17 protein-coding genes are annotated in these 17402 nt (G+C 67.6%); 10 read left to right on the top strand and 7 right to left on the bottom strand.

Annotation, left to right across the window (positions count from 1 at the left end):
* Positions 1–51: 51 nt before the first annotated feature.
* The gene (locus BST38_RS20720; protein WP_083145364.1) at positions 52–1233 is read right to left on the bottom strand and encodes an acetyl-CoA C-acetyltransferase; all 1182 of its coding nucleotides are present in this window, start codon (positions 1231–1233) and stop codon (positions 52–54) included.
* Between the two features lie 93 nt (positions 1234–1326).
* Here BST38_RS20720 and mce point away from each other — a divergent pair, with 93 nt between their 5' ends.
* Positions 1327–1803, top strand: a complete 477-nt coding sequence (gene mce, locus BST38_RS20715; protein WP_083145363.1) for a methylmalonyl-CoA epimerase — start codon at positions 1327–1329, stop codon at positions 1801–1803.
* Positions 1804–1818: 15 nt separating this feature from the next.
* On the opposite strand, the gene BST38_RS20710 is transcribed toward mce, so the two are convergent.
* Complete coding sequence (locus BST38_RS20710) at positions 1819–2112, bottom strand: Rv1322 family protein (RefSeq protein WP_083145362.1); 294 nt, start codon at positions 2110–2112, stop codon at positions 1819–1821.
* A complete protein-coding gene (nucS, locus tag BST38_RS20705) occupies positions 2112–2783 on the bottom strand; it encodes an endonuclease NucS (protein WP_083145361.1) in 672 nt (223 codons plus the stop codon). The genes BST38_RS20710 and nucS overlap by 1 nt, the downstream gene beginning before the upstream one ends.
* Positions 2784–2830: 47 nt before the next feature.
* Between nucS and BST38_RS20700 the strand changes: the two genes are divergently transcribed.
* From BST38_RS20700 to BST38_RS20680, 5 genes are all read left to right on the top strand, one after another.
* Entirely contained in the window at positions 2831–4441 is a 1611-nt protein-coding gene (locus BST38_RS20700; protein WP_083145360.1) for an adenylate/guanylate cyclase domain-containing protein, read from the top strand.
* A gap of 108 nt (positions 4442–4549) precedes the next feature.
* A complete protein-coding gene (locus BST38_RS20695) occupies positions 4550–5662 on the top strand; it encodes an acyl-CoA dehydrogenase family protein (protein ID WP_083145359.1) in 1113 nt (370 codons plus the stop codon).
* 1 nt (position 5663) lies between these two features.
* Entirely contained in the window at positions 5664–6866 is a 1203-nt protein-coding gene (locus BST38_RS20690) for an acyl-CoA dehydrogenase family protein (RefSeq protein WP_083145358.1), read from the top strand.
* A 4-nt stretch (positions 6867–6870) separates the two neighbouring features.
* Complete coding sequence (locus BST38_RS20685) at positions 6871–9213, top strand: CaiB/BaiF CoA-transferase family protein (protein WP_083145357.1); 2343 nt, start codon at positions 6871–6873, stop codon at positions 9211–9213.
* A 67-nt stretch (positions 9214–9280) separates the two neighbouring features.
* Positions 9281–10213, top strand: a complete 933-nt coding sequence (locus BST38_RS20680) for a LysR family transcriptional regulator (RefSeq protein WP_083145356.1) — start codon at positions 9281–9283, stop codon at positions 10211–10213.
* Between the two features lie 2 nt (positions 10214–10215).
* On the opposite strand, the gene glsA is transcribed toward BST38_RS20680, so the two are convergent.
* From glsA to BST38_RS20660, 4 genes are read right to left on the bottom strand one after another with little or no spacing between them, the layout of a single operon-like run.
* On the bottom strand, positions 10216–11511 hold the full coding sequence (gene glsA / locus BST38_RS20675) for a glutaminase A (RefSeq protein WP_083145355.1): 1296 nt from the start codon (positions 11509–11511) through the stop codon (positions 10216–10218).
* Positions 11512–11537: 26 nt separating this feature from the next.
* Positions 11538–12131 (bottom strand): carboxymuconolactone decarboxylase family protein, encoded by a 594-nt coding sequence (locus tag BST38_RS20670; RefSeq protein WP_083145354.1) that lies wholly within the window; start codon positions 12129–12131, stop codon positions 11538–11540.
* Positions 12128–12592: a hypothetical protein gene (locus BST38_RS20665; protein ID WP_083145353.1), complete on the bottom strand. Its 465-nt coding sequence runs from the start codon at positions 12590–12592 to the stop codon at positions 12128–12130. Before BST38_RS20665 ends, BST38_RS20670 begins: the two co-directional genes overlap by 4 nt.
* Positions 12589–13959: an aromatic ring-hydroxylating oxygenase subunit alpha gene (locus BST38_RS20660; RefSeq protein ID WP_083145352.1), complete on the bottom strand. Its 1371-nt coding sequence runs from the start codon at positions 13957–13959 to the stop codon at positions 12589–12591. Before BST38_RS20660 ends, BST38_RS20665 begins: the two co-directional genes overlap by 4 nt.
* A gap of 164 nt (positions 13960–14123) precedes the next feature.
* On the opposite strand from BST38_RS20660, the gene BST38_RS20655 reads away from it, so the two are divergent.
* The 4 genes from BST38_RS20655 (at position 14124) to BST38_RS20640 (ending at position 17289) form a co-directional block, all read left to right on the top strand.
* Positions 14124–14630: a hypothetical protein gene (locus tag BST38_RS20655; RefSeq protein WP_083145351.1), complete on the top strand. Its 507-nt coding sequence runs from the start codon at positions 14124–14126 to the stop codon at positions 14628–14630.
* The gene (locus BST38_RS20650; RefSeq protein WP_083145350.1) at positions 14623–15222 is read left to right on the top strand and encodes a TetR/AcrR family transcriptional regulator; all 600 of its coding nucleotides are present in this window, start codon (positions 14623–14625) and stop codon (positions 15220–15222) included. The genes BST38_RS20655 and BST38_RS20650 overlap by 8 nt, the downstream gene beginning before the upstream one ends.
* A gap of 76 nt (positions 15223–15298) precedes the next feature.
* Positions 15299–16786, top strand: a complete 1488-nt coding sequence (locus tag BST38_RS20645) for a DNA-3-methyladenine glycosylase 2 family protein (RefSeq protein ID WP_083145349.1) — start codon at positions 15299–15301, stop codon at positions 16784–16786.
* Positions 16786–17289 (top strand): methylated-DNA--[protein]-cysteine S-methyltransferase, encoded by a 504-nt coding sequence (locus BST38_RS20640; protein WP_083145348.1) that lies wholly within the window; start codon positions 16786–16788, stop codon positions 17287–17289. The genes BST38_RS20645 and BST38_RS20640 overlap by 1 nt, the downstream gene beginning before the upstream one ends.
* The last annotated feature ends 113 nt before the right edge of the window (positions 17290–17402 follow it).

Below are 17402 nucleotides of genomic sequence, written 5' to 3'. Positions count from 1 at the left end.
TGCCCGAAGCGGGCCCCAGCTACTACATTGCGTCGTTGACTACCGGGGCACTCAGGGCCTGCGCAGAACCAGCGCGTCGCCTTGACCACCGGCGCCGCACAGCGCGGCGACCGCGTAGCCCGAACCCTTGCGCGCCAGCTCCAGCGCGGCGTGCAGCGTGATGCGGGCTCCGGACATCCCGATCGGGTGCCCGATGGCGATGGCCCCGCCGTTGACGTTGACTTTCGCCGGATCCACGCCCAGCTCCTTGGTCGACGCCAGCGACACCGCCGCGAACGCCTCGTTGATCTCGATGACGTCGAGCTGGTCGACGGTGATGCCTTCCTTGGCGATCGCCTTCTTGATCGCGTTGGCGGGCTGGCTCTGCAGCGTCGAATCCGGGCCGGCCACCACGCCGTGGGCGCCGATCTCGCACAGCCAGGTCAGACCGAGCTCCTCGGCCTTGGCCTTGTTCATCACCACGACGGCGCACGCGCCATCGGAGATCTGCGACGCGGAGCCGGCGGTGATGGTTCCGTCCTTGCGGAACGCGGGCCGCAGGCCGGACAGCGACTCGACGGTGGTGTCGGCGCGGATGCCCTCGTCCTCGGCGAACTCGATCGGGTCACCCTTGCGCTGCGGGATCTCCACCGGCACCACCTCGTCGGCGAACACCCCGTCCTTCCAGGCGCGCGCGGCCTTCTGGTGCGATTCGGCGGCGAACGCGTCCTGCTCCTCGCGGGTGAACTGGTCGACGTCGTTGCGCTGCTCGGTGAGCGCGCCCATCGGCTGGTCGGTGAACACGTCGTGCAGCCCGTCGTAGGCCAGATGGTCGAGCGCCGTGACGTCGCCGTACTTGTAGCCCGCGCGGCTGTTCATCAGCAGGTGCGGCGCCTGGGTCATCGACTCCTGACCGCCGGCGACGATCACGTCGAATTCCCCGGCCCGGATCAGCTGATCGGCCAGCGCGATCGCGTCGATGCCGGACAGGCACATCTTGTTGATGGTCAGCGACGCCACGTCCCACGGGATCCCGGCGGCGACGGCGGCCTGGCGCGCGGGCATCTGCCCGGCGCCGGCCGAGAGCACCTGGCCCATGATCACGTACTCGACGGCGGAGGCGGGAACGTTCGCCTTCTCCAGCGCGCCCTTGATCGCCACGGCACCGAGGTCACTGCCCTTGAAGCCCTTCAGCGAACCCGACAACTTGCCCACGGGCGTTCGGGCTCCAGCAACGATCACTGATGTCGTCATGGCGACCTCCAGACTTGTTTCGAACGGCTGAACAGAGGCTATACGTGGACCCCGAGCTATTCGAAACCGATGTCGTTAGGTTACGTTTTCTCTATGACCGCCGAGCAGACTGACGCCCGTCCGGTACTGGCCACCGCGCTGGTGACCGGCATTGACCACGTCGGCATCGCCGTCCCGGATCTGGACGCCGCGATCAAGTGGTATCACGACCACCTCGGCATGATCGTGCTGCACGAAGAGATCAACGAAGAGCAGGGTGTCCGCGAGGCCATGCTGTCGGTGCGCGGCGCCCCGGTCGGCAGCGCACAGATCCAGCTGATGTCCCCGCTGGACGAGACCTCAACGATCGCGAAGTTCATCGACAAGCGCGGCCCCGGCCTGCAGCAGCTCGCGTACCGGACCAGCGACATCGACACCCTCAGCGAGCGCCTGCGCGAGCAGGGTGTGCGACTGCTCTACGAAGCCCCCAAGCGCGGCACCGCCAACTCGCGGATCAACTTCATCCATCCCAAGGACGGCGGCGGCGTGCTCATCGAGCTCGTCGAGCCCGCCCAGGATTCGGACCACTAACTCACGGCACCGGGGTCACGACCAGCGACGCGTCGGCCCCCGGGTACCGCGGTGCGTCCAGCACGGTGTGTGCCAGTGCCTGCGGTCCTCGACGTCACCGCCACCGTCGGCCGGCCACACCACCACATGTGCGGTCGCCGGTCTGATCTCGTGGTCGCATCCCGGACACCGGTAGGTCTTGGTCGCGCGCGCCACTGTGATGGGCCGCACCTCGTAGTCGTAGCCGTCGGACCCGGTCTCGATGCGCCGCGGCGCCGGTAGCGGAGCCGCGATCGGCGTCCGCTTGCTCCCCGCGCGCCGCTTCTTCATCAGAACAGGCGGAACTCGTCGTTGTCCATACCGCGCATCTTGTCGTAATCAAGTGTGACACAACGGATTCCGCGATCGGTCGCGAGAGTACGGGCCTGCGGCTTGATCTGCTGGGCGGCGAACACCCCCGCCACCGGCGCCAGCAGCGAGTCGCGGTTGAGGAGTTCGAGATAGCGGGTCAGTTGCTCCACACCGTCGATCTCGCCGCGCCGCTTGATCTCGACGGCGACCGAGCGGCCCTGCTCGTCGCGGCACAGCAGGTCCACCGGACCGATCGGTGTCATGTACTCGCGGCGCACCAATGTGTAGCCGGCACCGAGCAGTTCGACGTGTTCGGCCAACAGCGCCTGCAGGTGCGCCTCCACGCCGTCCTTCACCAGGCCGGGATCCACCCCCAGCTCGTGGGACGAATCGTGTTCGATCGCCTCCACGGTGATGCGCAGCTGCTCCCCCGCCTTGTTCTCGACCACCCAGATCGGGTGGTCGCCGTCAGGCTGCTCGATCACCCAGCACGGCGGGGACATCCAGTTCAGGGGTTTATAGGCACGGTCGTCGGCGTGCACGCTGACCGAGCCGTCGGCCTTGAACAGCAACAGCCGCCGGGCCGAAGGGAGGTGAGCGGTGAGTCTTCCGACGTAGTCGACGGTGCACTGGGCGATGACGAGGCGCACCGAACCACCATAGATGGCCGGGCCCGGGTCACTAGGCTGGCGTGACGATGACCGCCACCAAGAGCGTGCCGCACCGGCTGGGCCGGGTGCTTGAGAGAGTGACTCGCCAGAGCGGTCGGCTGGAGACGCCGGGCTACGGCTCCTGGCTGTTGGGCAGACCGGAGGAGAGCCAGGCCCGGCGCCGCATCCGGATCCAGATCATCCTGACGTTCTTCATCCTGTTCACCAACGTGCTCGGCATCGCGGTCTCCCTGCTGCTGAACACGGTCGCGATCCCGGTACCCAGTGTGTTCTCCGACGCCCCGGCATGGCTGACCTTCGGTGTCACACCCGCCTACATGCTGGTCGCGCTGTTCTTCGGCACGGCCTGGATCACATCGCGGACCGTGCGCTCGCTGCGATGGGCCATCGAGGAACGTCAGCCGACGAGCACCGACCAGCGCAACGTGTTCCTCGCCCCGGCGCGCGTCGCGCAGAAGTTGTTGCTGTTGTGGGGCGTCGGCGCCGTGCTGTTGACCGTGCTCTACGGCCTGCACGACACCGCGTTCATCCCCCGGTTCCTCTTCGCGGTCGGCTTCCCCGGCATCGTCGTCGCCACCGCGTGCTACATGATCACCGAGTTCGCACTGCGTCCCATCGCCGCCCAGGCACTCGAGGCCGGCCGGCCGCCCCGCCGGCTGGCGCATGGTGTGATGGGCCGAACGATGACCGTCTGGCTGCTCAGCTCCGGAGTGCCCGTGCTCGGGATCCTTCTGCTGGCGGTGTTCTCGCTGTCGTTGAAGAACCTCAGCGCCACCCAGTTCGCGGTGGCCGTGATGATCATCGCGTCGTTCGCGCTGGTGTTCGGCCTGACCCTGATGTGGCTGTTGTCCTGGCTCATCGCGACCCCGGTGCGCGTGGTCCGGTCGGCGCTCAAACAGGTCGAGGACGGAGACCTCGACGGCAATCTGGTGGTGTTCGACGGCACCGAACTCGGCGAGCTGCAGCGCGGTTTCAACTCGATGGTGCACGGGCTGCGCGAACGCGAGAGGGTCCGCGACCTGTTCGGCCGCCACGTCGGGCGTGACGTCGCGCTGCTCGCCGAACAGCAGCAGATCGAGCTCGGCGGGGAGGAACGCCACGCCGCGGTGATCTTCATCGACATCATCGGCTCCACGCAGCTGGTGACCAGCAGGCCCGCGGTGGAGGTCGTCGAGCTGCTCAACCGGTTCTTCGACGTCGTGGTCGACGAGGTCGACAACCACCACGGGCTGGTGAACAAGTTCGAGGGCGACGCGGTGCTCGCCGTGTTCGGCGCCCCCGTGGCGCTCGACAACCCCGAAGCCGAGGCGCTGGCCGCCGCCCGCGCGATGGCGCGCCGGCTGTGCGCCGAGGTGCCCGAATGCGACGCCGGAATCGGCGTCGCCGCCGGACAGGTGGTCGCCGGCAACGTCGGGGCCAAGGAACGCTTCGAGTACACGGTGATCGGCGAGCCGGTCAACGAGGCGGCACGGCTGTGCGAGCTGGCCAAGAAGATCGACGGGCACCTCGTCGCGTCGTCGGACACCGTGAACCGCGCCGCCGAGGACGAACGACGGCGGTGGACGCTGGGTGAGATGGTGACGCTGCGCGGGCACGCCGAGCCGACCCGCCTGGCGACGCCGATCTCGCTGACCTGACGGGCGGGATGTCGCAACCGGAAACCCGTGGGTGTGCCGATTCGTGATTTACAGCGGGCCGCCCTGAGCCAACGATGGGGGCAGTAAGCCAGAGGAGGCATGTCGACAATGACGATCAGTGTGGCCGAGCGTGCGGAACTGCGCACCGCGGTCGGCGAGTTGCTCGCCGACAAATGCACCGAAGCGGACGTGCGGCGGGTGATGGAGTCCGACGAGGGTTTCGATCGTGAGCTGTGGCGGCAGCTGGCCGAGCAGGGTGTGCTGGGCATGCTCGTCGACGACGACCACGGCGGACTGGGCTTCGGCGCACAGGAACTCGAGGCCGTCGCGGAGGAGACCGGCGCCGCGCTGCTGCCCGCACCGTTCATTTCCAGTGCCGTGCTGACCGTCGCCCTGATCAACGCCGCGGGCACCGCGGAGGACAAGCAGCGGCTGCTGCCCTCGCTGGCCGACGGCACCGCGATCGGCACCGTGGCGCTGACCGGCAAGTCCGGCACCTGGACGGCCGACGGTGTCGACGTGCGGGCCGCTGAGGACGGAACTCTCACCGGCTCCGCGCACTACGTCACGTGGGGTCAGGTGGCCGACGTCGTGCTCGTGGTCGCGCGCACCGGTGACGGCATCGGGGTGTTCGAAGTAGCCACGGACGGAGCGGGTTTCGAGCGTGCCGCGGTCACCGTCTTCGACCCGACGGTGCGGCTGTCGACGTACACGTTCACGAACACCCCGGCACGCCGCCTCGGCACCGCGGGCTGGGACGCGGTCCAGCAGGCCCTCGACTACGCGGTGATCGCGCTCGCGGGTGAACAGGCCGGCGGCACCCGGCGCATCTTCGACATCACGATCGATTACCTCAAGACCCGGTTCCAGTTCGGCCGGGCGATCGGCAGCTTCCAGGCGCTCAAGCACATGGCCGCCGACCTGCTGCTGGAGGTCGAATCGGCCACCTCCGCAGCGCAGAACGCCGCGGCGCGTTTCGCGGCCGCCGACGACACCGACACCGACGCCGAGGCCCGCGACGGCGCCGTGGCGCTGGCCGGCTTCGCCTGCGCCGAGGCCTACGTCAAGACCACCCTGGCCGCCGTGCAGATGCACGGCGGCATCGGATTCACCTGGGAACACCCCTGCCACCTGTACGTCCGCCGGGCGCGCTCCGGTCTGCAACTGTTCGGCGACTCCGGACTTCACCGCGAGCGTTACCTGATCTCGAAAGGCGCATGACATGAGCGAAGTCGACCTGCCCAGCGCCGAGGAACTGCGCGCCGAGGTTCGTGACTGGCTTGCCCAGAACTGGACCGGCGTCGCCCTGCCCAAGTCCGACGACCCCTGGGTCAGCTCCCCCGAGCGGATCGCCTGGCTGGAGAAGGTCGTCGCCGCCGGTTACGGTGCGCCGACCTACCCGACCGAGTGGTACGGCCGCGGCTACCCCAACAAGCTGGCCAAGGTGATCGCCGAGGAGTTCCGCGCGGTCCACGCACCGGGGGCGTGCCAGGACAAGTTCAGCATCCCCGCCAACACCACGCTCGCGTTCGGCACCGAGCAGCTGAAATCCGATCTGCTGCGCGAGTTCCTGACCGAGAAGTCCCGGACCTGCCTGCTCTACAGCGAGCCCGGTGCGGGATCGGATCTGGCCGGTGTGCGCACCACCGCGGTCCGCGACGGCGACCAATGGATCATCAACGGCCAGAAGGTGTGGACCTCCGGCGCACTCACCTCGCAGTACGCGCTGCTGATCGCCCGCACCGACTGGGATGTGCCCAAGCACAAGGGCATCACCTTCTTCATCGTGCCGATGAAGCAGCCGGGCATCGAGGTCCGCCCGCTGGTGCAGATCACCGGCGACTCACACTTCAACGAGGTGTTCATCACCGATGCCAAGGTTCCCGACGCGTACGTGGTCGGCGGCGTCGGCAACGGCTGGCGGGTACTGCAGACCGCGCTGGCCTACGAGCGCGCCATCATGGGTTCCGGAACCAGCCTGCACCGCAAGCAGTCCCGCGGAAGCAGTCTGGTCGAGATGGCCCGTGCCCACGGCAAGCTGGACGATTCAGCGATCCGCAAGTCGCTGGCCGACGTGCTCGCGCTGCGGGAACTCAACAGCCTCAACAACGCCCGCGCCAAGGCCGAGGCCAAGCAGGGCACCGCCAGCCCGGTCATGTCGCTGGGCAAGCTGGCGACATCGGGCATCCTGCACGCCGAGGCCCGGCTGAAGACCGACATCATCGGCGCTGACGCGCTGCTGGCCGGACCGGACAACCCCGAGGCCGACGAGGTGAACTTCCTGACGCTCAACGCGTTCTTCACCTCGATCGGCGGTGGCACCGATCAGATCCAGCGCAACATCATCGGCGAGCGCGTCCTCGGCCTGCCCAAGGAACCCGAGGTCGATCGTGACATCCCGTTCCGTGAGATCAGGAAGAACTGACCAGATGAGTTACGATCCACCGCTTTCCGGTGTCCGCATCCTGGATCTGAGCACCGGTCCGATGACGGCGGTCAGCCGCCTGTTCGCCGACCTGGGCGCGGAAGTCACGGTCGCGCGGCTGCGCGGCGTGACCGACGACGCGACGGTCGGCCCGTACGTCGGCGGCGTCGCGATCGGGACCGCGATCAACCGCGACGGTATGCCCGCCGTCGAGGTGGATCCGTTCACGCCGGAGGGCCGGGAGGCGTTCTCCGGGCTGCTCGACGGCGCGGACATCCTGATCGAGAGCAGCCGCCCCGGCTCGGAAGCCGAGGCAGCGCTTGCGGTTCGCACCATCCATGCCGAGCACCCGGACCTGGTGATCCTGTCGCTCAGCGACTTCGGGCGGGATACCGAGTACCGCACCTGGCAGGCCACCAGCCCTGTGCTGCACGCACTTTCGAGCGAACTCTCGCGCTCGGGCATCCCCGGGCGCGAGCCGCTGATCCCGCCCGCGGACCTGCCGTACCAGGTGGCGGCCGCCCAGGCCGCGGTGATGACGTTGAGCGTCTTCCTGGACCGGTTGCGCACCGGCGAGGGTGATCTGATCGACTTCGCCGTTCTCGACGGTGCGATGCAGGCTCTCGATCCGCCGTTCGGGTCGGCGGGCAGCGCGTCTGCCGGTGTCGCGGTCAGCGCCCAGCCGCGGAACTGGGATGCCGAGAAGCAGCGCTACCCGATCATCGCCTGCAAGGACGGGCACGTTCGCATCTGCATCCTGTCGAAGCGGCAGTGGCAGGGCATGTTCACGTTGATGGGCAGCCCGGAGGAGTTCGCGGATCCGTCCTTCGACAAGCTCGGGAAGCGATTCCGGTCCCCGCATCTGCTCGAAGCGATCGAGGCGTTCTGCGCCGACAAGACGCGCGCGGAACTGGAGGCCCGGTGCCAGGCGCACGGCGTGCCCGCCGCGGCGGTGCTCACGCTGTCGGAGGCACTCAACGCCGAACACTTCACCGCCCGTGGGTTCTTCCACGATGCGGAGCTGGCCCCCGGCGTGGTGGCCCCGATCCCGGTGGGCGTCAGCGAGATCGACGGCCACCGGGCCAGCTCACTGAACGCACCGCAGACCGCGTCGGCACGTCCGTCGGGGGCGCCGATGCTCGCAGCCAGGCAGCGGAAGGGACAGGGGCTGCCGCTGGAGGGCATCCGTGTCCTGGACCTCGGCGTGATCGTCGTCGGCGCCGACACGGCAAGGCTTTTCGGTGATCTCGGTGCCGACGTGGTCAAGATCGAGCATTCCGCGCACATGGACGGGCTGCGGATCGGGCGCCCGACGGCGATGACGCAGCCGTTCGCCGCGGGCCATCGCAACAAGCGCTCCATCGGCATCGATCTGCGCCTGGAGGAGGGCCGCGAACTCGCGCACCGCCTGGTGGCGCAGTCGGATGTGGTGCTGACCAACTACAAACCGGGCGTCGCCGAATCACTCGGGATGGAATACGCGACGCTGCGCCGGATCAACCCGAACATCGTGGTGGTCGACAGCTCCGCGTTCGGCCCGACCGGCCCCTGGGCGAAGCGGCTCGGCTACGGCCCTCTGGTGCGCGCCGCGGTGGGCTTCACGAACCTGTGGACCTATCCGGGCGAACCGGACACGTTCTGCGACACCGTCACCGTCTACCCCGACCATGTGGCCGCCCGGATCGGGACGCTGTCGGCGCTGGCGTTGCTGCTGCGCCGCGAACGCACCGGAGAGGGTGGCGCGGCGAGCATCTCCCAGGCCGAGGTCATGCTCAGCCATCTGGCCGCCGACATCGCCGCCGACGCACTGCAGCGCGCCGGCCATACCAGCGCCGATGCGGCGGCTGCCGACACACCGTGGGGCCTCTACCGGGCCGCCGGCGAGGACTGCTGGATCGCGATCACCGCGCGTGACGATGCCGACCGGCGTGCCCTCGCCGGGGTCGTGGGTCACTTAGCCGAGGAGGACGGCTCGCTCGACGACGCGGTGCGCGCCTGGACCGCCCAGCGCTCGCATCTGGATGCGATGACCGAACTACAGGCCGCCGGCGTACCCGCGGGTGCGGTGCTGCACGCCCACGAGATCCCGCAGTGGGGCTACTACGAGCAGCGCCGCGCGTTCCGGGAGGAGCTGCATCCGCACGGCACCGAGCCGTTCATGATGGAGAACGTGCAGATCCACTGCGATCACGTGCCCGACCCCCCGCTGGGCCAGGCGCCGCTGCTCGGGGAACAGACCGCCGAGATCGCCGCCGAGCTGCTCGGGCTCGGTGACGACGAGATCGCCGCGCTGCTCGAACGCGGAGTGCTGGAGAACCCGTCACTGCAGGCCCCTGCGCCGATGTGATCGGGCGCGCGCCCCGATCTCGTAGCATCGGGGTGGCACAGGCCACCCCGATGCGGATGCGGCAGGAATGGACATCGACTTCACCAGGCTCAAGTACTTCGTCGCTGTCGCAGACGAACTGCACTTCAAGCGCGCCGCCGACAAGTTGATGATCACGCCGCCGCCGCTGAGCAAGCAGATCAAACTGCTGGAGAAGGAGCTCGGCGGGCCGCTGTTCGAACGCGGCTACCACGAGGTGCGGCTCAGCCCGCTGGGCCAGCAGTTGGTCGGCCCGGCACGCGAGATCCTGCGTCAGGTCGAGGACTTCAAGGCCGCCGCGACGCGCGGGGTGAGCGGGCTGGTCCCGATCCGGGTCAGCGCGACCGCGTACGCGCCGTCGGACCTGCTGGCCGAACTGGAGACCGCGATCTCCGGCTTGCCGGTGCCGACGGAGTTCTCGGTGCCGGGTTCGGCGGCCGAGGTCACCGCGAAACTCATCGCCGGACAGGCCGAGATCGGGCTGATCCATCTGCCGTCCGGGGACAAGCGACTGCGCCACCGGGTGGTGGCCAGTTATCAGGGCGGGATCGCGGTGCGCTTCGACGACCCGCTGGCCTCCCGCGATCTGGTGAGCATCGAGGAACTGCGCGACCGCGACGTGGCGATCGATTTCGCGCGGCCGAACCCGGTGGTGCTGGCCGGGCTGACCCGCATGCTCAACCGCCGCGGTATCCACCGCATCGTCCGCACCACCAACCAGCGCGGCGGCGAGGTCGAGATGGCGACCCAGGTGTTCAACCGCCACCTGGTCGCCGTCGTCAGCTATGCGCCGGACTCGTTCATCGGCAAGATCTTCTCCCCGCCGGAGTTCAAGCTGATCCCGATCGACGAGACCACCTGGGCGCCGGCCGAAATCGCGCTGGCGTGGGCGCCGGAACGGGTGCAGTCCCGTCTGGGCGAGGTCGAGGCGCTGGTTGAGCAGATCGCCGATCGGCTCAGACCGGTACACCGGGGCGTGTGAACTCAGCCGGGGATGCGCTGATGCTGGGCGAGCCACTCGTGGGCGGCCGTCAGCGCTGAGCCCACATCCGGGAAGCGGATGGCCTCGAGGTCTGCCCGGGCACCGACGACCGTGCCGTCGGGGTCGACGAGGAACCCCTGCTTCCCGTCCGCGCACAGCGCCTGGCTCATGTCGGACAACAACGCCCGGGCGGCGTCGTCGATGTCGTCGACGCCGGTCACGTCGAGGATCGCGACGTCGGAGTCGGCGCGTTCGCGTTCAGCGGTGCGCACCAACTGCTCGGCGCCGCTGAAGAGCAGGTCGCCGTGCGCCTCGTACACCCGGATGCCTTCGGCAGGTTCATAGACGGCACGCAGGGTGGCCCGCGAATCGCGCGACACCGTCAAGAAGTGCAGGCCGAGTTGCTCAGAAAGGCTGCGGCACAGGCGGACTCCCCGCACACTATGGCCCTTGGCGTCCAGCAGCGGTGAATAGGTGCCGATGCCGAGCTGGCCCGGCAGCACCGCAACGATGCCACCCCCGACCCCACTCTTGGCCGGCATCCCCACCGCGCTGACCCAGTCCCCCGCCGCGTCGTACATTCCGCAGGTGACCATCACCGACAAGGTCCTCTTGATCACCGACGCATCCGCCACCCTGGTCCCGGTCGTGGGGCAGGTGCCGCCGCGGGCGAGGGTGGCGCCCATGATGGCGAGATCGGTGGAGGTAACGCGCAATGAGCACTGCCGGTAGTACACGTCGAGCACCTCGTCGGGGTCGTCGTCGAGCACACCGAAACTCTGCAGCATGTACCCGATGGCCCGGTTGCGGCTGCCGGTCGCTTTCTCCGACGCGTAGACCTCCTCGTCGAGTTCGAGCCGTCGTCCGGCGAACGCCGAATAGAAGTCCTGGATCATCGCGAAACGCTCTCCGGGGCTGTCGGCAGGAATGAGCGACACCGCGGCGATCGCACCGGCGTTGATCATCGGGTTCTTCGGCGTCTTGGTGAGGTGATCGACGCTGATCTCGTTGAACGCTTCCCCGGACGGTTCCACACCGATCACGGCGTCGACGGCATCAGCGCCTAGGTGCGCGAGGGCGAGCGCGTAGGTGAACGGTTTCGAGACCGACTGGATGGTGAATTCCACTGCTGTATCGCCAGATTCGTACACGAAGCCGTCCACGGACGACAGCGACAGTCCGTATCCGTCCGGGTCGACGCGGGCGAGCTCCGGAATGTAGTCGGCCAGCGCCCCGTCGGTGACCCCGGTGTGCTCGGCGCGGATGCGGTCGAGATAGCGCTGCACCAGTTGGGCCATGCGTCGGAGTGTAGGCGGCGCGCGGGCTACCCGGGGAGCGTTGCGCTGCCGGCCGGCGGGGGAAGCCGCCAGGTCTCGAACGCCATCGCCAGCATGGCGTACGTGCCGACGACAAAGATCAGCTCCATCGCCTGGTGCGTCCCGAGCTCGTCGTTCAGCCGGTGCCACGTGCCGTCACCGGCACGGCCATCACGGAGGAGCTCGTCAGTCGCGTCGAGAACCAGTCGATCGACGCCGGAGAACCCCTCGCAGTCCCCAGCGATGCGACTGATGTCGCACTCGGGCACTCCACCTTCGATGGCGACCTTGGTGTGTTCTCCCCAGAAGAACGCCGACCTTCGGATGTGGGCGACGCGCAGGATCGCGAGCTCCCGCAGCCGCAAGGGCAATTCGCCCCGCTGCAACAGCCATCCGTTGAAGGTCAGGAACCGGCGAGCCATCTGCGGATGGCGCGCCAGCAGACCGATGATGTCGAATTTGAGTGGGTCGGCGGCGTGCCCGGAGCCGGCCCGGGGGACCTTCTCCCCCGGCAGCCCCATCAACGCACCGAACGCGGCGTACTCGTCGTCACCCCATTCCCCCGCGCTCAGCGGCGGCAGGAGGGGTTCGCCTGCCGTCACCCGGCCTGCCCGGCATCGTCGAAACTGGGCAGCGGCGCGGAGTCCGGCAGCTGCATCTGCAGGTACACCGCGATGTAGCTGATCTTGCCGGACCCGTCGAACTCGTAGATCGAGGCGCTGTTGACGACACTGCTGAAATCGCCTATCTGGCTTCGCTCTTCGAGTTCGAGAAGGACGACGTCACCTGCCTCGGTGATCCGTTTGAACGAGCAGTCCCACTCCGAGGACCGCGCCCAGTTCGTCAGGAACTCGGCGTATTCGTCCCAGTTCATCACTTCCTTGAACGGACCGATGCGGACGAAGTCGTCGCCGGCGACAAGCTCGGCCAGCGGCGCCCAGCTGTCTACCGAAAAACCGGGCTCTTTGGCGCTCTTCACCAGCCCGTGCATGGTGCGGCTGTACTCCAGAACCGCTCTGGCACGGCCTGTGCTCTCGCCGATGACGTCGTCGATGGCGGTCATCCCTGCACCCCTGCCGTGGCCATGTAGCGGTCCACCACGGAGTGATAGTGCGCGATTACGACTTCCTCCTTGACCAGCGACATGTGGTCGAGGCGGTCGTTGCGCAGGCCCTTCTGCTGGCGCGGCATCTGCTCGTAATCCTGTTGCAGCGCTTCGAAGTACTTGTGACTACCCGGCGTATCGACCACGATCGGCTCGGCGCGCACGGCATCGCGGAACTCTTGGGGCACATACATGTAGCTGGCCACGTGCCAGATGCAGCGGTTCGGATCGCCGCTGGGATGCGGCCTGGACATGATCACGTGGCATTCACCGGCCCGAACTGTCATGAAGTAGTTCGGGAACAGCACCCAGCCCTGGTTGTCGACCATCTGACTGTCGGTCAGACCGCTGACGTCCAGCCCCATCCCGGTGAGCACCTCACGGGTGGCCTGCTGCAGCAGGGCGCGGGCGGTCACCCCGTCGGGGAAATCGACGTTCCCGTTCGCGTCCTGGTAGGGCGCGATCAACTCCTGGAAGCGCGGGATCACGGCGACAGTGCCGGGGAAGGTCTCGGGAAGGGCGAGAATGCCGGCCACCTGGTCCTGCACCCCGGCCCCCACGACCTCGAAGGGAGCCATTGCGACACTGTGGTTTTCGAAGAACCGGTACCGTGCGGTCTTGGGGTTGATGTGCAGCACCTGCAGCAACTGTGGGTGGATACCGTTGATGTGGTAGCCCTCCTCGAATGCGTCCATCACGACTTTCCAGTTGCATTCGATGGCCTCGGTGACGTCCATGACCGTGGTGAAACGCTCGATGTTGTACGGCTCGAGCAGGCTGACCACCTCCTCACCGAGGTACTCACGCAGCGGCATCGCGTCCGGATCCGGATTGAGGAAGATGAACCCGGCGAAGGTGTCGACAGACACCGGCAGCAGCGAGTTCTCGGCCTTGTCGATCGGGCCGGCCAGGTCCTCGCGCAGCAGGCCCTTGAGCTTGCCTTCGAGGTCGTATGACCACAAATGGTACTGACAGAGGAAGCCGCGCTTGGCATTTCCGGTCTCGGTGATACACAGCGCGTTCCCCCGGTGTCGGCACGCGTTGACGAAGCCCCGAAGCTTCTCGTCCTTGCCGCGGACGATGATGAACGACTGATCGAGGATTTCGTACTTCTTCCAGTCCCCCGGCTTGGGCACATCCTCGGCCCTGCCCGCAATCTGCCACGTACGCCTCCAGATGGCATCCCGCTCCCGGGCCGCGTAATCCGGACACGTGTAGCGGTCCGTCGGGACCGTGGTGTTGAACGTTCCGGGCGCGACGTCATCGAGGCCGAGGCCGAGACCCGAATCCGGGTCCAGCCAATCTCCTGGACGTGTTGCTGGCATCAAGGCAGTCCTCCTCTGTCGGCGGTATCACCCCACCGCTGCGTGACTCCGGCACTCCGAGCGACCGGATGTGACCCGCCTCACGATATACATGGATGTATCAGTGATACAAGGATGTATAACGTGGTCAGTGTCACATTCGTACGATCCGCGAGGAGGCCCCGATGAGCTATCGGCTTGAGGTGGTCACGGACCGCATCGACGAGGCTGTATTGCGGGCCGGGGGGCTGATGTTCGACCACTGTCGTGCCGGCTGGCAGGTCGTGGTCGTCACCGTCGACGCCACACACGCCGAGGCGCTGGCGATCCTCGGCGTGCGCGCAGAGCCTCCGGGTGCCGAATCCGAGGGCAATACCAAGCAGGACAGGTCGTTCCGTACCGTCGTGGCGCCGCTCGAGCACCTCACGACGCCGGAGTCGACCGCGGACGCCTCGCTTCTCTGGGGCGAGCCGCTCGGCGAGACAGCAGGCCGGGTTCTGCTACCGGTGCGACACCAGCTCAGCGCGGCGGCCCGGGCATTCAAATCCCACGCGATGCGCTGTGCCGGCCTCCAGGCATCCGACATGGCTGAGGAGCGGTTCTGGATCCGGGACCGTCCGCCCCTGTCGGCCGTGTCAGGTCGGAGCGGGACACGATCGCCGACCATGGTGGGAGGATGGGCCGGTGGTTGAGCGCTGGACCAAGGAACGCCGTACCGAGCACACCCGGCAGATCCTGCTGGACGCCGCCGAAGAGGTGTTCGCCCGCAAAGGGTTGACCGGTGCCGCCCTCGAAGAGATCGCCGACGCCGCAGGGTTCACCCGCGGTGCGATCTATTCGCAGTTCGGTGCGAAGGAGAAGCTGTTCCTGGCGGTGGTGGACCGGCAGCGCCAGCGGTTTCTCGACGGCTTCGCCGAGATCATGATGTCGTTCCACCGGCTCAGCGACGTCGACGTCGACGAGCTGGCGGAGCGGTGGCGTCAGTTGAGCAGCGGAGCCGACCGGGCAGCGCTGGGTTACGAGCTCACCCTGTATCTGCTGCGCAACCCGCAGGCCAGGGCCAGCGTGGCCGCACAGCGCCGCGAAACCGTACGCGCCCTCGGGGAATTCATCAGCAAGAACGTCGCCCGCATCGGGGGGACGCTCAGCATGGAGGCCGAGACGCTGGCCCGCATCGTGCTGGCCGCCAACGATGGCGTCACGCTGGACAGCCACATCGACGGCGAGGACCTCTACCGGCCCTATCTGCAGCTGGTGATCTCCAGCGTGCGCGCGCCGGCCTGATCTCCGCAGGACCGCCACCGACGACGATGTCGCTTTTCCGCTAGTTTCGTCAGGCGCTGCGTGTAACTGTCGAAGGGTGCACACCGATTTCGACCGCTGCTACCGCGCCGTCCAGTCCAAGGACGCCCGGTTCGACGGCTGGTTCGTCACTGCGGTGCTCACCACCAAGATCTACTGCCGCCCCAGCTGCCCGGTGCGGCCACCGTATGCGCGCAACATGCGTTTCTACCCGACCGCGGCAGCGGCCCAGCGGGCCGGGTTCCGGGCGTGCAAGCGGTGCCGCCCGGACGCGTCGCCGGGCTCGCCGGAATGGAATGTGCGCACTGACGTCGTTGCGCGTGCGATGCGACTCATCGCCGACGGCACCGTGGACCGGGACGGAGTCACCGGCCTGGCATCCCGCGTGGGCTACACGGTGCGGCAGCTGGAGCGGTTGATGCATGCAGAAGTCGGTGCCGCCCCGCTCGCACTGGCACGCGCTCAACGTGCCCAGATGGCGAGGGTGCTGATCGAGACCACCGGGATGCCGTTCAGCGATGTGGCTTTCGCGGCGGGGTTCTCCAGCATTCGGCAGTTCAACGACACCGTCCGCTCGGTCTGCGATCTGACCCCGACGATGCTGCGCAGCCGCGCGCGCACGCGGTTCGGCAGCGATGACACCGTCGGCACAGGGGTGATGTCGTTGCGCCTGCCGGTGCGCACACCGTTCGCCTTCGAGGGACTGTTCGGGCATCTGGCGGCCAGTGCCGTTCCCGGCGTGGAGGAGGTACGCGACGGCACGTTCCGCCGGACCCTGAGGTTGCCGCACGGAACCGGGATCGTCAGCCTGACGCCTCACCCCGGCCATGTGGGCTGCCGGCTCGTCATCGACGACTTCCGGGACCTGTCCGCCGCCATCGCGCGCTGCAGACGGCTCCTGGACCTCGACGCCGACCCGGAAGCGGTCGTCGACACCCTCAGCGCCGATCATCACCTCGCACCTGTGGTCGCCAAGGCTCCGGGACAACGGATTCCCCGCACCGTCGACGAGCACGAGCTCGCCGTGCGGGTGGTCCTCGGTCAGCAGGTCTCCCTGGCCGCGGCGCGCACCCACGCGGGACGCCTGGCCGATGCGTACGGGACACCTGTCCAGGATCCCGAAGGGCAACTCACGCATGTCTTCCCGTCGGTGGAGGAACTCTCCGAGATCGATCCGCAGTACTTGGCGTTCCCCAGATCTCGGCAGCGCACGCTGCAGGCGCTCGTCACGGCACTGTCGGACGGCGCTCTCGTGCTGGACCCGGGCTGCGACTGGGACGCCGCACGCGCGAGCCTGCTGGGAATTCCGGGCATCGGGCCGTGGACGGCCGAGATGATCGCGATGCGCGGGCTGGGCGACCCTGACGCGTTCCCCGTCACCGACCTCGGCGTTGCCGCGGCCGCGAAGCAAGTCGGTCTACCGTCGGACCCCCGACCCCTGGCCGTCCGTAGCAGCGCGTGGAGACCGTGGCGATCGTATGCGACACAACATCTTTGGACAGTGCTCGACCACAGTGTGAATCAGTGGCCACCGAAGGAGAAGTGATGGAGACCGTGCGATACCGGACGATGGACAGTCCCGTCGGGCTGCTGACGCTCGCCGGCAGGGCAGGCCGACTGCAGCATCTGCGCATGGTCGATCAGACCTATGAGCCCGACCGGGCTGACTGGCTGCGCGACGATGCCGCTTTCGACGACGCGGTATGCCAGCTCGACGAATACTTCAGTGGCCGCCGCCGGGAGTTCGACCTCGATCTGGATCTGGTCGGTACGCCGTTCCAGCGGAAGGTCTGGGACGCATTGCGCAGCATCCCGTACGGACAGACGTGCTCCTACGGTGCGATCGCCAAGCAGATCGGTACACCAGGGGCGTTCCGCGCGGTCGGATTGGCCAACGGCCACAATCCCATCGGAATCATCGTTCCGTGCCACCGCGTCATCGGCGCAAATGGAAGTCTGACGGGATACGGCGGCGGATTGGATCGGAAAAGAATGCTGCTGGGAATGGAGAAAAGCAATTCGCCGGCATTTCCGACGCTATTCGACTGAACGTGCTTTTCCCCACAAATGCCTGTGCCCCCCAACAGAGTTGGGGGGCACAGGGCTTAATTTGTGTTCGGCGGTGTCCTACTTTTCCACCCGTGTGGGCAGTATCATCGGCG

Source organism: Mycolicibacterium parafortuitum (assembly GCF_002086815.1).
Taxonomy (GTDB): Bacteria; Actinomycetota; Actinomycetes; order Mycobacteriales; family Mycobacteriaceae; genus Mycobacterium; species Mycobacterium parafortuitum.
The sequence above is the reverse complement of the archived record's forward strand: the minus strand, read 5'-3'. Positions and strand labels throughout refer to the sequence as shown.